This is a genomic window from Desulfosarcina variabilis str. Montpellier, assembly GCF_048565275.1.
Lineage (GTDB): Bacteria > Desulfobacterota > Desulfobacteria > Desulfobacterales > Desulfosarcinaceae > Desulfosarcina > Desulfosarcina variabilis.
Genome location: NZ_CP159846.1, coordinates 5,247,524 through 5,271,298 on the forward strand (window position 1 = coordinate 5,247,524; position 23,775 = coordinate 5,271,298).

Consider the following 23,775-nt stretch of genomic DNA (forward strand, 5'->3'; position numbering starts at 1 on the left):
TTTATCGGATTCGGATTAAGAGATCGACCCTAATCCGATTGACCTTTTGGATTGCATCACAACTATTGCATTTCATCGCCAAATTCATCATAATCCCTCTGAACCACAAGATACAGTATTGATTTTTTTTCAGACAACTATCATAACAGGGCCAACCTGATTCGCCCCCCCACACCAACACGCCTTCAAACTATTTATTAACGGGGACTTTCCCCCGGCAACAGGCGGGTGGTCCGGGTCAGGCAACCCTATTTTGTTGCGGAGGTTTTGCCATTAAAAGCAATCAATTGTTCAACACCAACGGCGCCAGCAAAAATGATTACAATGCCTCCTCTTTGGAAGTGCTCAAAGGGCTCGATCCGGTGCGGCGGCGACCGGGAATGTACACAGACACCCAGCGCCCCAACCATCTGGCCCAGGAAGTCATTGACAACAGCGTGGATGAGGCCATCGCCGGGTTCGCCAAACGCATTGATGTGATCCTGCACGGTGATGGATCATTGAGCGTTACTGATGACGGCCGGGGAATGCCAACAGATATCCACCCTGAAGAAGGCATTAGCGGGGTCGAGGTAATTCTGCTCAAATTGCATGCCGGCGCCAAATTTTCCAACAAGGACTACCAGTTTTCCGGCGGATTGCACGGCGTCGGTGTGTCGGTGGTCAACGCCCTGTCCACCCGCCTTGATGTCGAAGTCCGTCGCGACGGCAAAAAATATTTCATTTGCTTTGCCGGTGGGAATAAACAGCAGGACCTGACCGAGGTCGGCACGGTAGGCCAGCGCAACACGGGTACCTTCATCCGCTTTTGGCCCGATGCCACCTATTTCGATACCATCCGTTTTTCAGTCCCGCGTCTGTGTCACACCCTGCGCGCCAAGGCGGTGCTGTGTCCGGGGCTGACGGTAACCTTCACCAACGAAGACAGCGGCGAGAAAGAAACCTGGTACTACGAGGACGGTCTCAAGGAGTATCTGGAGGGAGGCTTGACCGGCGATGAACGCATTCCCGATGAGCCGTTTGTCGGCAAAGTGGATGGTGACGGTGAGGCCGTGGCCTGGGCGGTTGCATGGCAACCGGAAGGTGGCGATAACCTGACCGAAAGCTACGTCAATCTGATTCCCACACCCCAGGGCGGCACGCACGTCAATGGTTTCCGATCCGGATTACTGGCCGCCATTCGTGAATTCTGCGAATTCCGCAAATTGATCCCCCGGGGGGTGAAACTGGCCCCCGATGACATCTGGGATCGGTGCGCCTATGTGCTTTCGGCCAAGATGATCGACCCTCAGTTTTCCGGTCAGACCAAAGAGCGTCTATCGTCCCGGCAGTGCGCTTCTTTTGTCAACGGGGTGGTCAAGGATGCCTTCAGCCTCTGGCTCAACCATCACACTGAAGCCGGTGAACGCCTGGCGGAAATGGCCATTGAAAACGCCCGTAACCGCCTCAAGGCAGGCAAAAAAATAGAGCGCAAAAAAGTCACCGCCGGCCCTGCCCTGCCTGGTAAGTTGGCCGACTGCATCAGTCAGGATCCGGCTCGCAGTGAGCTGTTTCTGGTGGAAGGCGATTCAGCCGGCGGCTCGGCCAAACAGGCCAGGGACAGGCAGACCCAGGCGGTAATGCCCCTGCGGGGGAAAATCCTCAACACCTGGGAAGTGGAATCCACCCAGATCTTAGGATCCAAGGAGGTGCATGATATCGCTGTGGCCATCGGCGTGGATCCGGGGTCGCAGAATCTGTCAGGGCTGCGTTATTGGCGAATCTGTATCCTGGCCGATGCGGACTCCGACGGTCTGCATATCGCCACCTTACTTTGCGCGCTCTTTTTACAGCATTTCACCCCCCTGGTCAAAGCTGGCCATGTATTCGTGGCCATGCCGCCTTTGTACCGCATCGACATGGGCAAAGAGGTGCGCTACGCACTGGACGAAGCCGAAAAAACCGCCATTGTCCGGCGCCTGGAATCCAAAAAACCCAACGCCAAAATCAATGTCCAGCGATTCAAGGGGCTTGGAGAAATGAACCCGGTGCAACTACGCGAAACCACCATGGCCCCGGACACCCGCCGCCTGGTGCAGCTGACCGTGGATGAGGATCAGGAGACCTTTTCCACCCTGGATATGCTGCTGGCCAAGAAACGGGCTGCTGACCGCCGCGTATGGATCGAGGAAAGCGGCGATCTGGCGGCTGTGGATTGAATAAAAACAAAGGAAAGACAACATAACAACTATGGAAGAGTCAACCCCCCTGCGCATCGAGGGCGCCGAAAAGATGCCCTTGCAGCAGTTTACCCGGCAGGCCTACCTGGATTACGCCATGTACGTGATCATGGATCGCGCCCTGCCGCATATCGGCGACGGCCTCAAGCCGGTACAGCGCCGCATCGTCTACGCCATGAGCGAACTGGGCCTCAAGGCCGCTGCCAAATACAAAAAATCGGCCCGCACCGTGGGCGATGTCCTGGGCAAATTTCATCCCCACGGGGATACGGCCTGCTATGAAGCCATGGTGCTCATGGCCCAGCCCTTTTCCTACCGTTATCCACTGGTCGACGGCCAGGGCAACTGGGGGGCACCGGACGATCCCAAATCCTTTGCCGCCATGCGTTACACCGAGGCCCGGTTATCGGCCTATGCGGACATTCTGCTGTCGGAAATCGCCATGGGAACGGTCAATTGGGTCCCCAATTTCGACGGTACCCTCAAGGAACCTCAGATGCTTCCGGCCAGGCTGCCCAATATCCTGCTCAACGGCACCACCGGCATCGCCGTGGGCATGGCCACGGATATCCCCCCCCACAACCTGGGCGAGGTCGTGGCCGCCTGCATCCACCTGATCGACCATCCCAACGCCGATGTCGAGGCGCTTTGCGAGCATATCCAGGGGCCGGATTATCCGTCCGGCGCCGAGATTATCACCCCCAAAGCTGAAATTGCCGATATTTATCGAAAAGGTAAGGGGATTATCCGCATGCGGGCCACCTTTGAGCTGGAAAACGGCGATATCGTCATCAATGCCCTGCCCCATCAGGTCTCGCCGGCCAAGGTCATGGAGCAGATCGCAGCCCAGATGAACAAGAAAAAACTGCCCATGGTGGCTGACCTGCGCGATGAATCCGATCATGAAGAACCGATTCGAATAGTCATCGTCCCACGTTCCAACCGGGTCGACAAGGATGCGCTCATGGCGCACCTGTTTGCCACGACCGAGCTCGAAAAGACTTTCCGCATTAACCTGAACGTCATTGGCCTGGATCGCAAGCCCGGGGTAAAAGGCCTTGTCGAACTGTTAAATGAATGGATTAGCTTTCGAACCACAACCGTCAGAAATCGCTTACAATACCGACTTGACAAAGTCAAAGAACGCCTGCACATCCTGGAAGGGCTGCTGGTGGCGTATTTAAACATTGACGAGGTAATCCGCATCATCCGCACCGAAGACGCACCCAAGCCGGTTCTCATGTCGACCTTTAATCTCACCGATATCCAGGCCGAAGCCATCCTGCAACTGCGATTGCGCCACCTGGCCAAACTGGAGGAAATGAAAATCCGTGGTGAGCAACAGGACCTGGACAAGGAACGCGACGTTCTGGAAAAGACCCTGAATTCCCCGGCACGCCTCAAGACCCTTATAAAGAAGGAACTTCGCGCGGATGCCAAAGCCTATGGCGACGAACGGCGTACCGCCATTGTCAAGCGCGAGGAGGCTCAGGCCATTTCCGAAGAACAGTTGGCACCGGTCGAGCCGGTGACCGTCATCCTGTCGGCCAATGGGTGGGTACGGGCCGCCAAAGGTCATGAGATCGCCCCCGAGGAAGCCGCTTACCGGCCCGGCGACCACTATCTGGATGCCGCCCGGGGTAAAACCAACCAGCCCGTGGTTTTTCTGGATTCCAGCGGCCGTACTTACAGTCTCTCGGCCCACACCCTGCCGTCGGCCAGAGGCTATGGTGAACCGCTGACCGGCCGTTTTGTATTGCCGGCCGGCGCCACCGTCAGCACGGTGATCATGGCCCCACCGGACCAACGGTTGCTCATGGCCTCGGATGCCGGTTACGGATTCATTGCCACGTTTGACGATTTGGTCACCCGGAATACCAAAGGCAAGGCGGTTTTAAGCCTGCCCAAAGGCGCTCAGCCACTCAGCCCGATCCTTTTTGAGCGCGTCGACGAACAACTTTTGGCGGCCGTTACCAGTGAAGGGCGCATGCTGGTCTTTCCATTGGGCATTCTGCCGGCCCTGGCCAAGGGAAAAGGCAATAAAATCATCCAAATCCCAGCCAAACGGGCCAGGGAACGCCAGGAACTGTTGACCCATCTGTGTCTGATACCAGCCGAAGGTTCATTGACGATCTTTGCCGGCAAACGCTTTTTCAAGCTCACGGCGGGCAACCTCTCCCAATATGCAGGTGAACGTGGCCGACGCGGAAAAAAACTTCCCCGGGGATTTCAGAACGTCGATCGCCTGGAAAGTGAAGCGCCCGCCCAGGCACCATTGGCGTTGACGCCCGATGACGGTGACCCAAGCTGAAACACACCGCTTAGCGATAATGTCAGGCATTTTTGTTAAGCGAAGCGCATAGGACCGAAACGTATATGAAAACAAACACTCCGGTCGCGTCGTCGGCTAGCGACCCGACCGTAAAGCCGGAAGCGGGGTTCACCTGCTTTGTGCCCGATAAGATCGGCATGGCCACCCTTTTCTTTCTGCGACGCCTGTTCGCGGGCATCCGCATCAATCCCGAACTCAAGTCGACCCTTGCCGATCTTCCCGACAGGGCAACGATTGTTTACGTATCCAAAAACAAAAGCTATTTTGAATTCTTATGCTATTACACCCGTTATATGCAGGAAGGTCTGCCCTTCCCGCAACTGTGCTTTGACTGTGCCATCCGCATGTGGCAGCCCGTGGATCGCCTGGCCCGCGTCTTTATTGCCCAGATTCAGTCAATCATGCGTCGGTTTCGGTTCCGGAACCCTTACCGCAGCGGGTACATCCGTAAAAAAATCGAAAGCGGCACCACCGCCTTTCTGCCGCTTATCGAGAAACGTGATTTTTACCGCAGTTTCATTAAATCCAAAACCGATCCCATTCGCCACCTGATCGAAATCCAGCGCAGTGTGGACCGGCCCATTTGCCTGATTCCCCAGCTTCTTCTCTTCAGCAAAAAACCGGTGGCGACATGGCCCACGCTGGTTGATATTTTTTTTGGGTCGCCACAAAAGCCGGGCAAATGGCGACGCTTGGCCACGCTTTTTAACAAACCCGGAGATATTTTCATCGAAATCGGCGACCCAGTGAATTTAAAAAATTTTCTAGCCTTGCCGCAGCATCAACATCGAAGCGATGCCTACCTTTCCATGAAGCTGCGCCGGGACTTGTTAAAACAAATCAACATCACTCGCAAAAGCATCACCGGTCCCACCGTCAAAACGCCGGAAGAGATTCGCCAGGACATCCTGACCAGTGAGCAGCTGCGCCAATTCATGGTCACTTATGCCAAACGCCGGGATATCACCATTTATGATGCCCATCGTGAAGCCATGGATTATGTGGATGAAATTGCGGCCAATTACAGCCCGTCTTTCATCAATCTGGTCCATCGGTTGCTCACGCCTTTTTGGGGCATGGTTTTCGAATCGGTGACATTCAACCAGGAGATGCTGACCCGCATCAAACGCGTGGCGCGCAAAGGACCGGTCGTTTTTGTTCCGGCCCATAAAAGCCATATGGACTCGCTGCTGCTTTTATATACCCTATACGATAACCACATGCCCTGCCCGCATACCTTTGCCGGAATCAACCTCGCCTTTTGGCCCATGGGATCACTGTTTCGCCGGGGCGGCGCCTTTTTTGTGCGCCGCAGTTTCAAGGGCGCCGTGTTTTATGCCAAGGTGTTTTCGGCCTATATTTTTCAACTCCTCAAAGAGGGGTTCAACATTGCCGTGTATATTGAAGGCACGCGCAGCCGCAGCGGGAAGCTGCTCCAGCCGCAGTTGGGCATGCTTAACATTTTGCTGCACGCATTTTTCGAAAAAGCCTGTCCGAATTTGATTTTTGTCCCAGTTTTTATTTCTTATGATCGGATTCCTGACGAAAAATCCTATCTTCATGAAATCAGTGGCGGTAAAAAATCACCGGAAAATTTCAGACAAATGCTCAAGGCCAAAGCCCTGCTGAAAAACCGCTATGGTAGTGTGCACATCAATTTCGGGGAGCCATTGGATATGAACGGCGCTCTGAGCGATCAGGGACTATCCGCCGGCGCCCTCACCGCAAAAGAACAAAACCGCCTTTGCCGTGAAATCGGTACCCAGCTGATGCATTGCATCGACTCTCAGAGTGTGTTGACCCCTCAAAGCTTGATTGCCGGTGCACTGTTGTCGGGCGGTAAGGAAATCGTCACTCGCAAAGAATTGATGTTCCGGATTGATGCCTGCATGCGTCTTTTGGTGGCCCAGGACGCCCAATTGGCCGACAGCCTGGCCCAGGGGCACCAGGCGGCGGTGGAAGGCGCGATCAAGCATTATCGCGGACGAAAATTTATCCAAGCGGTCGACAGCCAGTCCAAAAAGGGACAAGCCCAACTGGACGCTTGGCGCATCGTTGAACATCGTCGCAATGCACTGGATTACTACAAAAATATCAGCATCTATCATTTTATCCCGATGGCCCTGACGGCCATGGCAGTGCTGGAAAAAGACGCTTTCCAGTTCTCGGCCGCCGACTTGCACAACACCTACCAGCATCTCCGGGACCTGTTATCCGAGGAATTCAATCCGGACCCGGTGCATCCACCGGCATTTATTGTCCGCAAAACCGTCAAAGCCTTTATCGACGATGCGATCATTGTTCCCCATCCGATGATGCCCGACACCTACAACCTAAGTTCGGAAGGGTTTCGCAAACTGGTGTTTTTTGCGGGTTATATCGAACCTTTTCTGGAGTCCTACCGCACCGCGCTGGTGTATTTTTCGAAAAACCGCCGTAACCATCACGACCGATCAAAAATACTGAAAAAGATGCTGAATATAGGAAACCGCATGCTTCGTCAGCGCGAGATCCGGCTGAAAGAATCGATCTCCAAGGCCTATTACGACAATGCCATCAATTTTTTCGCCAAGCACGGTATCCGAGGCTCCGAGGATGAGGAGAAGATCAGGCCGTGGAATGATACATTGCAGCGCTATCAAAATTTGATCATGCGTTAGTCGTAGCGGCCAGGCGACATAAATGGCCGGGTTTTAGTCGGTAATCAGCCGCTGTCACGCGGCATAAGGATTGCTGAACGCTGCCTTGATCATTTGTTTTGACGCCTTGCTAAATGACGCTAAAGCCGTTCTGTTGAGCAAGGAAATTTATATTGACTTCAACTCAGTAAATAGAATAGGTTCATTTTTTGAAATTTATATTACAAAATTGAATAGACCAACAATAAGGTCATCCCTTGTTCCAATCCCAAGATGCATCGCGGGAAATCGAACAGCGTCCATTGAAATAGGATCATTATCAATGGCCGCTGGTTTCCCCACAGCCCTGTACTTGAATTCAACTTGCGTTTCGAACTGGATTGTGCGGCTTCTTTTGATTTGATTATGGAATTCAGCAAGATGGGTGCGAACATAGAATCAGCGGAAACCATCCTAACGTCAGTTACCCATCCTTTTCTTATTATCGACACCGGCGATTACAGCATCACCATCGATAGCTCGTTTTTTCCTTTTCAGAAGGCCGTTCAGATAGAGTACGGTCATAAATGCCACAACGTGATCCACGGTTTGGATACAACGTGCCACCTGAACGGTATCGACTGTTCGGTCCGCCGGGTTAAGATAACCGGCCAGCCATTGATGGTGGAGCATGAGCATGTTCATCAAGACAGCCAACACAGGGACATCAAGGTACATGGATTCCCGCTTTTCAACGAGATATACGACCATACGACTGTGACACCGGAGTAATTCATGGAAAGCGTTCTTATCGTCGATGATGAAAAATCACTATCCAGCTTCTTACAGCTGATTGCAATGGAGCAGCAGACTTGCTTGTTAAGAGTATACTCCAGAAAGAAAGACAGCAAAGGATTGCTCTATTTCAAAGACGGCGTTCTTTATGATGCAGTTTGCAGAAATAAGCAAGGCGAGCAGGCCGGCGTTGAAATGATCGGTTGGGAGGATATCGAAATCACGTTTTTGCCTATCCCGAAAAATAAAATAAGAAGAAGGGTTAAGGGCGATTTAATGTCCATCATTCTGGATGCTGTTCGCGTATCTGACGAGAGTGCCGACAAAGGCAATCAAGTATGGGAGCCTCTCGATAACCAGGAAACCAAGACGTTGGAAGATGATGACGAACCGGTACTTGAATTATGCGATGATGGGCTGACCGATTATACGGATTATCAATCGCTCGATAAAAGCGAACAACAAGTTGATGTTACAAAGGATATGAGGATTTTTTGGCAAAAGAAAAAAACCATGGATAAGGTAACGGTGAATGCTCCGGCAGCCCCCTCGACGAATGGACCGGAGAATGATAGAACCGTTGATGGTGGTGAAGACGTAAAAGATCATCCAGTGCTAAAGGAAGTTCAGACAGTAAAAGGAGATAAAAAAGAGATGAGTAAACTTCAAGAGATACAAGATTATTTGATGGGCGAGATCGATGGATTCATTTCATGCGATGTGGTTGACGTGGAATCCGCGCTTTCTCTGGCAGGCGCATGTCACGACCCGAATCTTGACCAGTCCATCCCGGCGGCCATGTTCACCGACACCTTTCGATCAGCCATGAAGGGTTTCGATATGGTTGGCTGGGGGGTTCCCACCGAGATTCTGATTCCCGGAAAAACCGCCATTGCGCTTATGATTGCCCTGGATGGGGGCAGGTACTATCAAGGTATCGCCACAAGTTCCAAAACGCCACTGGGCATGATCCGAGCGATTTTTGCGAAGGTTAAGCCCGAGGTCGAAGCAGCCCTTCCATAGTCCCAAAGGATCTAAAAAACCGTAAGGTTTCAGCGTTGGTAAACCAAGGGCAACGCCATCATGAGCCGTGTCAATCCGCTGATAACGTTGACTCGGAAATCCTCCGGTTTTCCTGATTTTTTTACGATATTGCCAATAGATGCCTTACCGAGGCAGCCCAGTTGTAGTTTTGGGGTGGGCATCACCCACCATCGTGTGCAACCAAAACCATACGAATCAAAAATCATGAGACCATGAAGGGATATTTGGGTATGTGAATAGAATCATGCGTTAGTACAATGAATGAAAAAGCTTGTCTTCTTGGCGGGGTAATGGTGTTATTAATCTGACGCCGGGCGACGACGCCTTGTATTTTTCTTTTTGCGAACCACTTGCAAAGAATCATACAATCGGCTGCGGGTCTTGCGTTTCAGTTCCTTGAGTTCCTTGGCGGACGGATCCTGGTCCATGGCTTCAAGACAAGAAGGACACAGGGCAACTACATTTTTAATGGAATGTTCCCCGCCTTCAGAAAGCGGCTGGATGTGATAGGGTTGGAGTTCAAATGCCTGGGACCCACTGGCGGACTTTTGACCACAACGTTCACAGCAATGTTTGGCGCGTCTTAAAACAGAATTAAAAACGTTTTTTGTGCGGTTAAAAGGCTCAGTTCCATCGGCGGCCGATTTCCAGTGCTGGCCGGGTGCGGGTTTGTCGACTGGACGGGGACGATTGGCGAACTTTTGCTTGCGATCTCCATCGCCCAACCGTTCAGGGTACCTTGGTTTGGTTACCCTTTGTTCTGTTGCCGGGGCACCATTCTCATCCGCTGGTGGTCTGGTTTCTTTTCGTTTCCTGACCACAACGCGTGTTTTGCCACCCTTGGCGGTTTGGCTTCCAGATACCGATTTCAGCCACAAACTGTGGTTTTTCTGCTGTAATCGATGCTTGAGTTCCTCATAGGTTTCATCCGCACTGAATTTTACATTCATTTCACGGAGCATCTGCTGAAGTTCCAGTTTGCTGAGTGCCATAGGTATCCTTCGACGGGTTGTAAAATAGCATTACCGAAATAAAACCGGATCCTCACCCTGATCCGGTGATTCAACTGTGTGCTCGTGTCGTCTTCAAAAAAGGATCGATTCTTACAACAAAACGAACCTTGACGCAATCTGATTTTTGAAAAAAAGTGGGCTGGGTAAAAAAATCTGATTTTTGAACTGGACAAACTGTATCTAAAAAGACACACCCGATCTCCCAGAATAAACCTGGGCAGATGTCAGCCCGCACATTGAACAGTGTTCGATAATTTTTCCAAAATTATTATTTCCAAGACGTTAGCCCCATTATTGCGCGGCGTGCAACAATCATTTTTTGTTATTTTTAGACAAAAAAATAAAGGCATACTTTTTGCTTAAATAACGGGAAATTGTTTCCGACCAACCGCTCCGACAAAAAGGAATGGGAGGATGCCATGCCAGATGCAACCATCATTTTAAAGATCACCCCGATTCCCTGGCTTTCGTTATTGCTGTGGGTGTTGATCGGGTTGACGGTCTTGTACCTTGCCCGTCGCCCGTTTCAGCAAGTCATCGATACCCTATCACGGCTGATCTACAATTCCATGCGACTGGCCGCGACGGCGCTCAAAATAGCCGCTGATCACTTGCAAACACTGAATCGAGAAGTGCTTTTCGCCCATGGCATCGAACAGGCCCAAAGACAATCAGAACGAGAACTGGATCGTATCAGCGACGCGGTTCAACGCAAACTGGCCACCTATCCCCAGCTCGAACGTCAGATCAAGGAACGCCTGTTGACCATGGAGGCCGATCACCGCAACAGTGCTGAAGTTCCCCAAGACCTGCCCAATTGGGTCAACGTCCTCAATGCCATTGCCGCCATCCCATCGGCAGGCGATCCCATGGTTGAAAGAGCGCTTCAAGATATTCACCACACGCTTAAAACACAGTATAAAGCGGCACTGGAGAATCATCGCAAGGCCATGTCCACCCGGCACCGCATTCTCTCACGCATGCTCCCTCAATGGAACTCAACGGAAAAGCGTCTTAACCAGCTGCAAAACGCGATTGCTAAGCTATCGGACGATTGCGTTTCCGTAGACCGTTCAGTGGCGACCCTCGAGTCTGTTCGCTTACGCGCAGACGTAACGAAACGTCGGTTGCTGTTCTCCTCATCGTCGCAATTTGTCACGTCCAGCCTGCTGCTTGGCGTATTCACCGTCGGCGCCATCATCAATTTCAATCTGATCGCCCTGCCCATGTCCGAAATGCTTGGCGGGCACAGCTACATGGCTGGATTTCACACATCCGATGTTGCAGGGGTGTTGATGGTTTGTCTGCAGGTCGTCCTGGGCATTTTTCTCATGGATGCGGCCCAGGTGACACGACTGTTCAGTTCTATAGGCAGCATGAATGACAAAAAGCGCGCCTGGTTCTTTTGGAGCGTGTTGGCCATGCTCACGATTCTGGCCGGCGTTGAATCGTCAATGGCGTTTATTCGCGATCGTATCGCCAGCGACATGCAGGCCTTGGAACAAAGTCTGGCCGGCATGAATTCACCGTCTGCGGCGGCATCCCACATCACCGTCATCAGTCAAATGATATTGGGTTTCCTGTTGCCATGCATACTTACCACAGCGGCCATACCCATTGAAAGCGTCATTCGATCGTCACGCATCCTATTGGGCATGGTTTGTGTCTGGGCCTTGCGCTTGGTTATCTTTTTATTGCGGTTGTCGGGCAGCCTGGTCTGTCGGACGGGGCGAGGAATCGTACGTATTTACGATTTGATCATTTTCCCGGCCATCTGGCTGGAAGATCTCATTGGACGAAGGTTCAAGTCGGCAAAGCCCCGTTCGAACACAGCCACGAATCGTTTGGTGGATCATGAATCCACCGCAAGCATGGTTAAGGAAACGGTGGGGTGCAAAAAAAATTCCGATTAACGGTTTTGCGCTGGGTTGCTATCGCCCAGGTGGCCATGGCGCTGTTCATCTTTGGATGCAAGGGACACGACGCCCACACCAAAGGGGTCTACGTGCTTGTGGACGCCTCAACAGCCAATGCCGATTGGTTGAGGCGGGCAAGACTTGCCATCAATACCCTGCTCGGCAATCTGGGCGCGGAAGACACCCTGGCCGTAGCCAGAGTCGATAGTCCCGTCCTGGGTAAAAAGCATGTCCCGACCGCGGTTCAATTCGCTCAACGGCCGTCGGTGATGACCGCCCAAAAACGGATGTTTCAGAAACAAATCAGTAAAATCGCCCCATCACCAACCGACGATCGTCAGGTTGACCTCACCGCTGGCCTGCTCCAGGCGGCCCAATTCTTAAATCAACTACAAAGTACCCAGAAAATTGTATTGATTGCCTCCAGCCTAAACCATGTCGGGCACGAAGAAGACCAGAAAGCGATGTTCTTCCGCCTGGACGGGATAACGATTTTTGCACCGGACCTGACCAGACAGGCCGCCAGCCTGCTCGAAGCCAATGAATACCGACAACAGCTCGACCATTTTCAGGCCCTCATCGAATCCAGCGGTGGAAACTTTCGGATCATCGATGATCTTGCGCGATTCGATATAGCTGATTAATGAGACTTGGCTCGGGTCCAGGCCTCATCCATAATCCGGTTGCCCTTCCCCAGATCCTTGGTGAAATGCAGTTTTTCCATGATCGCCGGGGTGGGATAGATGCCTGGATTGTTCAGGTCTTCCTTGTTGATAAATGCCTCGGCGGCAGCGTTGGGTGTGGCGTACTGGTTGTAATTGGACAGCTCGGCCCCCACTTTGGCGGACAGAATCCAGTTGATCCATTTATGGGCCGCATCCGGGTGCGGCGCACGGCTGGGAATGGCCATTAAATCCAGCCAGATTTCACTACCCTCGGCCGGAATGACAAACCCCAGATGCGTAGGATCCTCGCTGATCGACTGAATGGCATCCCCGTTGTACACAATGGCAGCCACGGCCGTCCCGGCCACCACGTCGTTCTTTCCACCGACCCCGCCCTTGAACCCCAGACAGTTTTTGCTTTGCTTGGTGGCCACCAACAGATCGGCGGCAGCCTTGAGGTCCGCGGGACGGGTGCTGTTGAAATCCTTGCCCAGGTAAACCAGGGCAATGCCCATCATCTCCCGCATGCCATCGACCAGCCAGAAGGGCCCGGGTTGCTTGTTGGGGTCAAAAAGCAGCGACCAGCTGCCCACCGCTGCAGCATCGACCCGGTCCTTGCGGTACATGAGCCCCACCGTGCCCCACTGGTAGGCCACCGCATAACGGTTGCCCGGATCGTATCCGATCTGACGAAAGCGGAGCTTGAGATTTTTCAGATTGGGCAGCTTGTCATGATCCAGGGGCTGGATGAGCTTCTGATTGATCAACACCGGCATGATATAGTCGGACGGCACGATAATATCGTACTGGCCTGCACCGCCGGCCTGTAATTTCGCTACCATTTCCTCGTTATTTTCATAGATGTCAAGCCGGACTTTGATGCCATAGGCGGCCTCGAAGTCGGCCGTCATCTTTTCCTCATCCATATATTCCGACCAGGTGTAGACTCTGAGTTCCTCTGCACTGGCAGTTATGGGGCCAAGTACCAGCAAAACCAACACAAACAGTCCTATTTTTCGCATTTCAACTCCTTACGTTTACAACTCCTTACAGGGATTGGGGGTCATTGGCCACGGCTGGCCAGAAATGCCATGGGTATCGATCTGAGCGGACGGAACGTCCGGTTCTTCTTTTTTTTCCTGACGGCGGGTCATCCGTTCCATCATGATCACCAGGCCCACCGTGGCCAGCATCACCAGGGTGGACAGGGCGTGGATTTGCGGGGTGACCCCCCGCCGCACCGCCGCAAAGATATATAGCGGCAGCGTCTGCGACTGAGGCCCGGCCGTAAAAAAGCTGATCACAAAATCATCCAGCGAAAGGGTAAAGGCCAGCATGGCACCGGCGACGATACCAGGCATCAACAGCGGCAGCATGATGCGTCTGAAAAGATACCAGTTGCTGGCAAACAGATCCCGGGCCGCCTCTTCCACGTCCCGGCCGATGGCCACCAGCCGGCTACGGACCACCAGGGTGACAAAGGCGATCTGAAACGTGATATGGCCGATGATCATGTTGAGAAGGCCAGGCTCGAAGATCGTGGATATCATCCGCAGCAGCCCGAACATCACCACCAGGGCGGCGGCCAGGATGATATCCGGTATGACCACGGGAATGTGCAGGATCAGATCCAGGACACTGCTGGCTTCAGGGCGCCAGGGGAAACGGTCCATGGCAATGGCCAATAAGGTGCCGATGACCGTGGCGATCAAAGTGGAAACCAGCGCAAGCACCAGGGTATTTACGGCAGCCTCCAGAATCCATTCGTTCTGGAAGAGCTTGACGTACCATTTCAGGGTAAACCCCTTCCACACCAGTCCGCGGCGGGCATCGTTGACCGAGAATACGGCCACACCGAAAAGCGGTAGATACAAAAACAGCAGCGTCAGGTAGGATACCACAATGGTGAGGGGATGCTGGCGTCTCATACGGTTTCCAAATCCTTTCCCCTGCGCCGGTAGACCATAATACCCACGAGCGTAAGAACCATCAGCCCCATGCTGATGGCCGCACCAAACGGCCAGTCCCGGCTGGGACCGAACTGCTGCTGGATCAGGTTGCCCACCAGCATGTATTTGGCTCCGCCCAAAAGGTCGGGAACGACAAACACGCCCATGGCCGGCACGAAGGTCAGAATAATGCCCACCGACAGGCCCGGCATGGTCTGGGGCAAGATGGCCTGGGTAAACACGCTTACCGGCGAGGCATAAAGGTCCTGGGCTGCCTCGACCAAAGACCAGTCCAGTCGTTCGACACTGGCGTACAGCGGCAGGGTCACAAAGGGTAAAAAAATGGACACCATGCCAAGGTACACCGCAAAGGCATTGGGATACAGGGGGGCACCCTGGGCGATGATGCCCAAATAAGCCGCCAGCCGGGCAATGGGCATCTGTGGCGAAAGAATCAGAAACCAGGCATAGGTGCGAATCACCATATTGGTCCAAAACGGTATAATCACCAGGGTCAGCCACAGGTAGCGGGTGCGTTGGGGACGCCCGGCAATGAAAAAACATAACGGGTAGGAAAGCAGAACGGACACCAGTGTGGTCACAAAAGCCACCACAGCCGAGCGCCAGAGGATCATCAGGTAGTCGGCGGTCCAGCCAAAAAGGGAAAAACCGGCCAACCGCCGATAGTTTTCCAGGGTCAACACCCACTCCAGCTGTCCGTAGGCACCACGGGTGATGACACTGACCAGCACCAGCACCAGTCCAGGCAGCACCAAAAACAGCATCAGCCAGAGCATGCCCGGCATCAGCAGCAGCATGCCCCGGTTTAACAGGTGCCGGCGGGTGGTCAGCTCGCCAAACCAGATCAAAATTGAATCAGGCGGTTTCGTTTTCAAGAACCACAAGCTCCTCGGGTGAAAGTTCCAGCCACACGTCCCGGCCCGGATCGATGCGCCTGTAAGAACTGGTACGCACCCGCAAGGGGCCAGGCTCCACCCACAAATCATAATTGGTTCCCCGGTAAACAATCTCCTTCACCCGAGCTCTGATCCCATTGACCGCCGGCTGCTTGTCACCGATACCGATCCATTCGGGACGAATGGCCACCGCACCGGTTTGCCATGGCGGCTCTTTTTCAAGGGCCAGAAAGCCAAACGCGGTGTCCACCCCGCCCGGCACCCGGGTTGCGGGAATCAGGTTGGCAGCTCCTAAAAATTGGGCCACAAAACTGTCCCGGGGATTGTCGTAGACCTCTTCCGGTGTGCCGCACTGGACCACCCGCCCTTCCTGCATCACTGCCACCCGATGGCTGCAGACCATGGCTTCGGCCTGGTCATGGGTCACCAGGATAAAGGTTCGTCCCAGTTCCCGCTGCAGCCGCCGCAGGTCATCTTGGACCTGGGCTCGCAACCTTGCATCCAGGGCACTCATGGGTTCATCCAGAAGCAGCACGTCCGGTTCATTGACCAGAGCCCGGGCCAGGGCCACGCGCTGTTTCTGGCCACCGGACAGCTGGTGCGGACGGCGCCGGGCCATGCGGCTTAAATCCAGCATTTCCAGCCGCTGCTCGACCCGTTTTTTAATCTCCGCTGCGGGGAACTTGCGCGCCCGCAATCCAAAAGCGACATTTTCGTAAATGGTCAAATGGGGAAACAGGGCATAGCTTTGAAACACCGTGTTGACATGGCGCTTGATGGCCGGCAGGTGGGTGATTTCCGTCCCACCCAGAAACACCTGGCCCGCATCGGCCATTTCAAGGCCGGCGATGATTCTCAGCAGTGTTGTTTTCCCGCAGCCCGACGGCCCCAGCAGCGTGAAAAATTCGCCAGGCATCACATTCAGGCTGACATCGTCAAGTACCTTGACGGCTTCAAACGTCTTGGACACATGGTGAAGACCAAGACCTTGATCTGCAGGTCGATTTGGATTCCGGTTCATATCTCCAACCATCTATCTTAAAAACTATATTGCGATCCAGCGCGGCAACTACAATTAGTTCAATCGTTTGTCAAGCCACACATAGAACCAGGACCAGAATTACCGTGTTCGGGCGGATTGCTTTAACCGATAGCGATCGATGCCCTTCTGAAGACAAAGAAAAATATCAAAGGCTGATTTCCAGAATCAGGACGATGCATAATTTGCCTTGAAAAAACTGGAACCGAACTTCATTTTTGTCTTTTTTAAATCCGAGAATCACTAATTTGTAATTAAGCAGTCTTTAAATTTTTAGATTAAACGGACTTTAGCCGTTATCCAAACACATCCAATAAAATAATTTATTAAATTGTTTATAGATAGTTATAAAATAGCATGAATATTCATAATGCCTTTGGCACACTAAATGCTGTATAAACCATGTATCTGCGCAAGATAATCAGTAAGCGCAAATTGAAAGGTTAACGCTGACACCGGTTAACAGTATTTTTTCAAAACGGAAAAGTGATTTTTTTATCCATTTGAATCGATGGCGCATCCTCCTCCCTGATCCTCCTCAGGGTGTAAATGGCAAAACCAAACAGTCGATCCCTGCCAACCGGCTGTTTGGTATGCCAAATATGATTTGGCGGAAAAAGCAATTAACCCGTTTGTAAAGATTGATACCTAATTGTTGTGGAAGAAAAGAATACATGCAATTCATTCCCTCGTTGCCGAAAAAGCTGTTTCTTACCTTCGGCAGGCTTAACACATTTTGTTGGGTATGCTTAACGTTCAGCGCACTCAATATCTACGGAACTGTCATTCTACATCCTGCCATTGCCATGAGCTTAAACAGCGATTTTACCGTCACGGGAATCGAGACTGTTCCTAAAATAACATTATCTGCTCCAAACACCACAACGCTTTCACTTTTACAAATTTGGCGATCTTATTTCATAGAATAACTTTAAAAGCTATATTTCACAAAGGGGCATTTCAGGTTAAAATAAAAAGTTATGATTGCCACTACAGAGGATCCAATCGTCCCTTAAAATGAATATCGGCAAAGGTTGACTATTTTCCACTATACGAGAATCATTACGACCTACAAGATTGACGAATAAAAATGCAGGAGAATACGTATAAAAGCTCAACAACCAGGAGGTAAAAAGGGCTTAAAATTCGTTTTTTTTATATTTGGCAGATAATGGAGAATTGAAACAGGGAGGAAACGGTCTGATGGAAACATTTTCAACATACGACCCGGAGGATTTCTACGATGAATTGATCGATGCGCAGGGCCAGCCCAGGCCCGGCGCCCAGCTTCTGGTAGACAAAATTGAATCCTTGCCCAATGGCGATTTAGCCCTGCGCCAGAAGGCGGCCGAGGCGTTGCTGCTCAAAATGGGCATCACGTTCAATGTCTATGGCCGTGAAGAAGGCACCGAGAAAATCTGGCCCTTTGACATCATCCCACGCATCGTATCGGCCGATGACTGGCAGCAGATCGAAAACGGGCTCAAGCAGCGCATCTTCGCCCTCAACGAATTTCTTCAGGACATCTACAATACAAAGAAGATCATCAAGGATAAAATCATTCCTGAAGATTTGATCTTCTCCAGCCGCACCTACCGCAAGGCCTGCGAGGGATTCACCCCGCCCCGGGGAATCTGGTGCCATGTGACCGGCACCGATCTGGTACGCGACAGCGATGGTTGCGTTTACGTGCTGGAAGACAACCTGCGTTGCCCGTCGGGCGTATCCTACGTACTCGAGAACCGTCAGGTGCTCAAGCGCACATTCCCGCAAGTGTTTGAAGCCAGCCACGTCCGTCCCGTGGACGACTACCCCTCCAAGCTGCTTGAAATGCTGGAACACCTCGCGCCGGATCATGTCGTATCACCGACCATCGGCGTGCTGACCCCCGGCATCTACAACAGCGCCTACTTCGAACACTCGTTTCTCTCCCAGCAGATGGGGGTTGAACTGGTCGAAGGCCAGGACCTTGTTGTGGACAACGGCTGCGTACACATGCTCACCACCAAGGGGCTCAAACGGGTGGATGTGCTCTACCGGCGCATCGACGACGACTTCATCGACCCGGAGGTTTTCAGGCCGGACTCCCTTTTGGGCGTCAAAGGACTGATTGGGGCCTATAAAAAAGGCTGTCTGGCATTGGCCAACGCCCCGGGCACCGGCATTGCCGACGACAAGGTGATTTACGCCTATGTCCCGGCGATCATCAAATACTACACCGGCGAGGAGCCGATTCTGCCCAACGTGCCCACTTACATCTGCCGTAATGACGACGACAGGAAGTATGTACTCGAGCATCTCGACGAGCTGGTGGTCAAGGCAGCCAATGAATCCGGCGGTTACGGCATGCTGGTGGGCCCCCACGCCACGGCCAAGGAACGCGCCGATTTTGCCGAAAAGATCAAGGCCGAGCCGCGCAACTACATGGCCCAGCCCACCATTTCGCTTTCCCGGGTGCCGACCATCGTGGGCGACCGCATCGAGGGCCGCCACGTGGATCTTCGGCCTTACGTGCTCTACGGCAAGGACATCTACGTGCAGCCCGGCGGGTTGACCCGCGTGGCCCTGCCCAAGGGGTCACTGGTGGTCAACTCTAGCCAGGGTGGGGGAAGCAAGGACACGTGGGTGCTGTAAGGGACAATGTCAATTGAAGGAATGCTAACATTGGAGCTGTTTAGGCTGAAGGCCGAAGGGGTTTAGGTAGTAGGCATACGATCCATTATAATTGATGCTATCCTTCATTTGTCATTTGAATTTTGACCTTTGGCATTCTCCCGGTCAATGAGCGCCAGGAGATCATCCCAAATCAGCTACGCATTTTCCCTTCAAATTCAGGGAAGACAAAATAAGGAGGGAGCATTATGCTCAGCCGAGTTGCCAATTCAATCTACTGGATGTGTCGATATATCGAGCGGGCCGAAAATGTGGCCCGCTTCATCAGTGTCAACCTCAACCTTTTTCTGGACATCCCATCGGAAAAGGGCAAGCACTGGGAACCGGTTGTCATGACAACCGGCGACCAAGCGCTGTTTGAAAAGAACTACCCGGATTACGATAAGGAACAGGTAATTCGTTTTCTCACATTCGACCGCAGTTATCCCAATGCCATCCTCACCTGCCTGGCAGCGGCTCGTGAAAACGCACGCACCATCCGGGAAATCATCTCATCTGAAATGTGGGAGCACTTGAACAACTTCTATCTGGAACTGGCCGACAAGGGCAGCCCCGACTTTGCCCTTACCGACCCCCACCGCTTTTTCAAAATCATCCAGATGCGCAGCCATCTGTTCACCGGCCTGATGGACTGCACCATGAGCCACGGCGAGGCCTGGAATTTCGCCCGCATCGGCATGATGCTCGAACGGGCTGATAAAACATCGCGTATCCTGGATGTGAAGTACTTCATGCTGTTGCCCAATGCCGACATGGTCAACACCCCGTTCGACAACATCCAATGGAGCGCCGTGCTTAAATCCGCCAGCGCTTTGGAGATGTTTCGCAAACAGTACCATCAGGTTACCCCGCGCAACGTGGCCGAATTTCTGATCTTCGATGATGCGTTTCCGCGATCGATCAGCCACTGTGTCAGCAAAGCCAAAATCTGCCTTGGGCGTATCAACGGATCATCTTCCAGCCTGCCGCACAATGCCGCCGAAAAACAGTTGGGCCGCCTCGAGGCAGACCTGACGTATACCGACATCGACGAGGTCATCGATCAGGGCATGCACGAATACCTGGACAGCCTGCAGACCTACCTGAACCGGGTGGATTTGGCCATCGGCACCACTTTTTTCAATATCCAGCATACAGCTGAAGCGTTGGATAGCCAGCAACAGCAGAGCAATGGTTGACGGGAGGGCTGCTGAATGGATAATTGAGAATAACAGAACACCGGTGGCCGCATTGGCGCCACCGCTTTTATAACGCACAGAAAGGAATGACACTTGGGAATCCATGTCGCCCTGAATCATAAGACCACTTACCGTTATGACCGTCGGGTCACCCTCAGTCCCCAGATCGTACGCCTTAAACCGGCGCCCCATTGCCGGACACCGATTTTAAGCTATTCCATGACGGTAACGCCCAAGGACCACTTCATCAACTGGCAGCAGGACCCGTTCAGTAATTACCTGGGCCGCCTGGTATTCCAGAAGCCGACCACCGAGTTCATCGTCGACATCGACCTGGTGGCCGAAATGATCATCATCAATCCCTTTGACTTTTTCCTCGAGCCCAAGTCCGAAGAATTTCCTTTCTCGTACGAAAGTAACCTCAAGGTGGATCTGGCCCCCTATTTAAAACCATCTCCGGCCGGCAAAAAGCTCTCCGCCTATATGGACAGCATCGATCGCAAGCCACAGCACATCATCGACTTTCTGGTGGCCCTGAACCAGCGTCTGAACCAGGATGTCAGCTATCTGATCCGCATGGAACCCAATGTGCAAAGCCCCGAGGAAACCCTCACCCTGGGCAGCGGGTCCTGCCGCGACTCGGCCTGGCTGCTGGTCAACATTCTTCGCAATTTAGGATTGGCCTCACGCTTCGTGTCCGGCTACCTGATCCAGCTGGCGCCGGACGTCAAATCCCTGGACGGTCCGTCCGGTCCGGAAGCCGACTTCACCGACCTGCACGCCTGGACCGAGGTGTATCTGCCCGGCGCCGGCTGGGTGGGCATGGACCCCACCTCGGGACTGTTTGCCGGTGAGGGGCATATTCCCCTGGCCTGCTCCCCCGAACCCCAGAGCGCGGCGCCCATCACCGGCGCGGTGGACAAATGCGAAGTGGCGTTCAGTCACACCATGAGCGTGACGCGCATTCGTGAGGAACCACGCTCCACCCGCCCCTACCCCGAGCCCGTGTGGGATGCCATCCAGGCCATGGGCGATCGCGTTGACGCGGCCCTTACAGCGGCGGACGTGCGCCTGACCATGGGCGGGGAACCCACCTTTGTCTCCATCGATGACATGGACGGTGAGCAGTGGAATACGGGAGCATTGGGCGAAGACAAGCGCATCCTCTCCGAGCGGCTGATCAAGGCCCTGCGCGACAAATGGGCGCCGGGCGGCCTGCTGCACTATGGTCAGGGAAAATGGTACCCGGGCGAATCCCTGCCGCGCTGGGCCCTGGGCTGCTACTGGCGTACGGACGGCAAGCTGGTCTGGCAGGATGATCGCTGGATCGCCGATACGTCCACGGACTATGGTCACGGGCCGGCCGAGGCCAAACAATTTATCGATGCACTGGCCGACCGTCTGGGGGTCAGCCGGCAATACGTCCGCGAAGGCTATGAGGACATTTTTTATTACCTGTACAAGGAACAGCGCCTGCCGGCCAACGTCAGCCCCACGGATTCACGGCTCGAAGACGCCGAAGAACGCGCGCGCCTGGCCGCCACCTTCCAACGCGGACTGGGTGAAGTGGTGGGTTATGTGCTGCCCCTGCAGTATGGATCGTGGAAAAGCGGGCCCTGGCCGTTGCGCGGCGAGCACATGTTTCTGCTGCCGGGCGATTCTCCGGCCGGGTTGCGCCTGCCGCTCGAGTCTTTACCCTGGGTCGCCGAAAAAGACCTGCCCCTGGACCCGCCCCTGGATCCCATGGCCGACCGCGGCCCCTTGCCGGAGTTGCATGACGGCCAGCAGTTCCTCAAAGGCGCCGACATGGAAAGCGCCGGGCAAGGCGTCCGCACCCAACCCAAACCTTTTGACGACCCTCAACTCGTAGAAGGAGAATCCGCGGCCTGGGTGGTGCGCACGGCCCTGTGCGTTCAGCCCCGGGACGGGCGGCTGTATATATTCATGCCGCCCATCACCAAACTGGAAGGCTACCTGGAGCTCATCACCGCCATCGAGGCCACGGCAGCCGAAACCGGTCTGCCGGTGGTCATCGAAGGCTACACCCCGCCATCCGATCCGCGCCTTAAATGCCTTAAAATCACCCCCGATCCCGGCGTGATCGAGGTCAATATCCAGCCCATGCACAATTGGCGCGAGCTCGTGGAAGGCACCACAACCTTGTATGAAACCGCCCGCACCTGCCGCCTGGCCACCGAAAAATTCATGCTCGACGGCCGCCACACCGGCACCGGCGGCGGCAACCATATCGTCATCGGCGGTGCCACACCGGCCGACAGCCCCTTTTTGAGGCGGCCGGACCTGTTGCGCAGCCTGATCACCTTCTGGAACAACCATCCCTCGCTGTCGTTTCTTTTCTCAGGACTGTTCATCGGCCCCACCAGCCAGCAACCACGCATGGACGAGGCCCGTCATGACAGTCTCTACGAACTCGAAATCGCCTTTGCCGAAATGGACCGCCAGACCGCCGGCGATCAGCCCTGCCCGCCCTGGCTGGTGGACCGCCTGCTGCGCCATCTGCTGGTGGACGTGTCCGGCAACACCCACCGGGCCGAGTTCTGCATCGACAAACTCTATTCGCCGGACAGCAGCGCCGGCCGGTTGGGCCTTTTGGAATTCCGCGCCTTCGAGATGCCGCCCCATGCCCGGATGAGCCTGGCTCAGCAGCTGCTCCTGCGCGCTGCCGTGGCCTGGTTCTGGAAAACGCCTTTTCGCCAGCGCCTGATGCGCTGGGGCACGCGGTTGCACGATCGCTTCATGCTGCCGGAAATGGTACGCCAGGATTTCATGGACGTGCTCGAATCCTTCAAGCAGGCCGATTTTCCGCTGAGCATGGATTTTTTCCATCCCCATTTTGAATTCCGCTTCCCCATTTACGGCCGCGTGGTCTACCAGGGCATGGAAATGGAACTGCGCCAGGCCCTGGAACCCTGGCACGTGCTCGGCGAAGAAGCCGGCGGGGGCGGCACCGCCCGTTATGTGGATTCGTCCGTGGAACGGCTGCAGGTCATGGTTTCGGGCATGACCGAGGACCGCCACATTGTGGTCTGCAATGGCCGTCGGGTGCCCCTGCAGCCCACCGGTGCGGATGGGGTATTTGCCGCCGGCATTCGCTACCGGGCCTGGCAGCCACCCTCCTGCCTGCACCCCACCATCGGCGTGCACACGCCCCTGACCATTGACCTGTTCGACACCTGGTCGGGCCGCGCCGTGGGAGGCTGCGCCTATCATGTGGGTCATCCAGGTGGACGCCACCACGAGACCTTTCCGGTCAACAGCTGGGAAGCCGAGGGCAGGCGCCATGCCCGATTCGTTCCCGGCGGGCATACACCGGGCGCTCAGGTGACGATTCCTGCACCGGAATCCAACCCTGACTTTCCCTATACGCTTGATTTGCGCCGTTAGAAAGGGTACATC

At 54.0% G+C, this 23,775-nt stretch carries 15 protein-coding genes; 9 read left to right on the forward strand and 6 right to left on the reverse strand.

Annotation, left to right across the window (positions count from 1 at the left end):
• Window positions 1-287 precede the first annotated feature (287 nt).
• The 3 genes from parE to Dvar_RS23735 all read left to right on the forward strand — a co-directional run bounded on the left by parE (window position 288) and on the right by Dvar_RS23735 (window position 7,211).
• Window positions 288-2,198, forward strand: a complete 1,911-nt coding sequence (parE, locus tag Dvar_RS23725; RefSeq protein ID WP_419655598.1) for a DNA topoisomerase IV subunit B — start codon at window positions 288-290, stop codon at window positions 2,196-2,198.
• Between the two features lie 31 nt (window positions 2,199-2,229).
• Window positions 2,230-4,530, forward strand: coding sequence for a DNA topoisomerase IV subunit A (gene parC, locus Dvar_RS23730; protein WP_419655599.1), 2,301 nt, complete (start codon window positions 2,230-2,232; stop codon window positions 4,528-4,530).
• Window positions 4,531-4,595: 65 nt separating this feature from the next.
• Window positions 4,596-7,211 carry a 1-acyl-sn-glycerol-3-phosphate acyltransferase gene (locus tag Dvar_RS23735; RefSeq protein WP_419655600.1) on the forward strand — a complete coding sequence of 872 codons (2,616 nt, stop codon included), beginning with the start codon at window positions 4,596-4,598 and terminating at the stop codon, window positions 7,209-7,211.
• Window positions 7,212-7,649: 438 nt separating this feature from the next.
• Here the strand turns inward: Dvar_RS23735 and Dvar_RS23740 are convergent, their stop codons facing one another.
• Window positions 7,650-7,940, reverse strand: coding sequence for a hypothetical protein (locus tag Dvar_RS23740; protein ID WP_419655601.1), 291 nt, complete (start codon window positions 7,938-7,940; stop codon window positions 7,650-7,652).
• 24 nt (window positions 7,941-7,964) lie between these two features.
• On the opposite strand from Dvar_RS23740, the gene Dvar_RS23745 reads away from it, so the two are divergent.
• Entirely contained in the window at window positions 7,965-8,987 is a 1,023-nt protein-coding gene (locus Dvar_RS23745; protein WP_419655602.1) for a DUF4388 domain-containing protein, read from the forward strand.
• 320 nt (window positions 8,988-9,307) lie between these two features.
• On the opposite strand, the gene Dvar_RS23750 is transcribed toward Dvar_RS23745, so the two are convergent.
• Window positions 9,308-10,000 carry an HNH endonuclease gene (locus tag Dvar_RS23750; protein WP_419655603.1) on the reverse strand — a complete coding sequence of 231 codons (693 nt, stop codon included), beginning with the start codon at window positions 9,998-10,000 and terminating at the stop codon, window positions 9,308-9,310.
• A 440-nt stretch (window positions 10,001-10,440) separates the two neighbouring features.
• On the opposite strand from Dvar_RS23750, the gene Dvar_RS23755 reads away from it, so the two are divergent.
• Complete coding sequence (locus Dvar_RS23755) at window positions 10,441-11,934, forward strand: hypothetical protein (RefSeq protein ID WP_419655604.1); 1,494 nt, start codon at window positions 10,441-10,443, stop codon at window positions 11,932-11,934.
• Window positions 11,913-12,581 carry a hypothetical protein gene (locus tag Dvar_RS23760; protein ID WP_419655605.1) on the forward strand — a complete coding sequence of 223 codons (669 nt, stop codon included), beginning with the start codon at window positions 11,913-11,915 and terminating at the stop codon, window positions 12,579-12,581. The genes Dvar_RS23755 and Dvar_RS23760 overlap by 22 nt, the downstream gene beginning before the upstream one ends.
• On the opposite strand, the gene Dvar_RS23765 is transcribed toward Dvar_RS23760, so the two are convergent.
• The 4 genes from Dvar_RS23765 to Dvar_RS23780 are packed head-to-tail and all read right to left on the reverse strand — an operon-like array spanning window position 12,578 to window position 16,489.
• Window positions 12,578-13,624, reverse strand: a complete 1,047-nt coding sequence (locus Dvar_RS23765; protein WP_419655606.1) for a polyamine ABC transporter substrate-binding protein — start codon at window positions 13,622-13,624, stop codon at window positions 12,578-12,580. The two genes, Dvar_RS23760 and Dvar_RS23765, sit on opposite strands and share 4 nt — an antisense overlap.
• A 15-nt stretch (window positions 13,625-13,639) precedes the next feature.
• Window positions 13,640-14,530 (reverse strand): ABC transporter permease, encoded by an 891-nt coding sequence (locus Dvar_RS23770; protein ID WP_419655607.1) that lies wholly within the window; start codon window positions 14,528-14,530, stop codon window positions 13,640-13,642.
• Entirely contained in the window at window positions 14,527-15,447 is a 921-nt protein-coding gene (locus Dvar_RS23775; RefSeq protein WP_419655608.1) for an ABC transporter permease, read from the reverse strand. The genes Dvar_RS23770 and Dvar_RS23775 overlap by 4 nt, the downstream gene beginning before the upstream one ends.
• The gene (locus Dvar_RS23780; RefSeq protein ID WP_419655609.1) at window positions 15,428-16,489 is read right to left on the reverse strand and encodes an ABC transporter ATP-binding protein; all 1,062 of its coding nucleotides are present in this window, start codon (window positions 16,487-16,489) and stop codon (window positions 15,428-15,430) included. The genes Dvar_RS23775 and Dvar_RS23780 overlap by 20 nt, the downstream gene beginning before the upstream one ends.
• A gap of 1,221 nt (window positions 16,490-17,710) precedes the next feature.
• Here Dvar_RS23780 and Dvar_RS23785 point away from each other — a divergent pair.
• The 3 genes from Dvar_RS23785 to Dvar_RS23795 all read left to right on the forward strand — a co-directional run bounded on the left by Dvar_RS23785 (window position 17,711) and on the right by Dvar_RS23795 (window position 23,763).
• Window positions 17,711-19,141, forward strand: a complete 1,431-nt coding sequence (locus Dvar_RS23785) for a circularly permuted type 2 ATP-grasp protein (RefSeq protein WP_419655610.1) — start codon at window positions 17,711-17,713, stop codon at window positions 19,139-19,141.
• 227 nt (window positions 19,142-19,368) lie between these two features.
• A complete protein-coding gene (locus tag Dvar_RS23790; RefSeq protein ID WP_419655611.1) occupies window positions 19,369-20,358 on the forward strand; it encodes an alpha-E domain-containing protein in 990 nt (329 codons plus the stop codon).
• Between the two features lie 93 nt (window positions 20,359-20,451).
• Window positions 20,452-23,763, forward strand: coding sequence for a DUF2126 domain-containing protein (locus tag Dvar_RS23795; RefSeq protein ID WP_419655612.1), 3,312 nt, complete (start codon window positions 20,452-20,454; stop codon window positions 23,761-23,763).
• Window positions 23,764-23,775 lie beyond the last annotated feature (12 nt).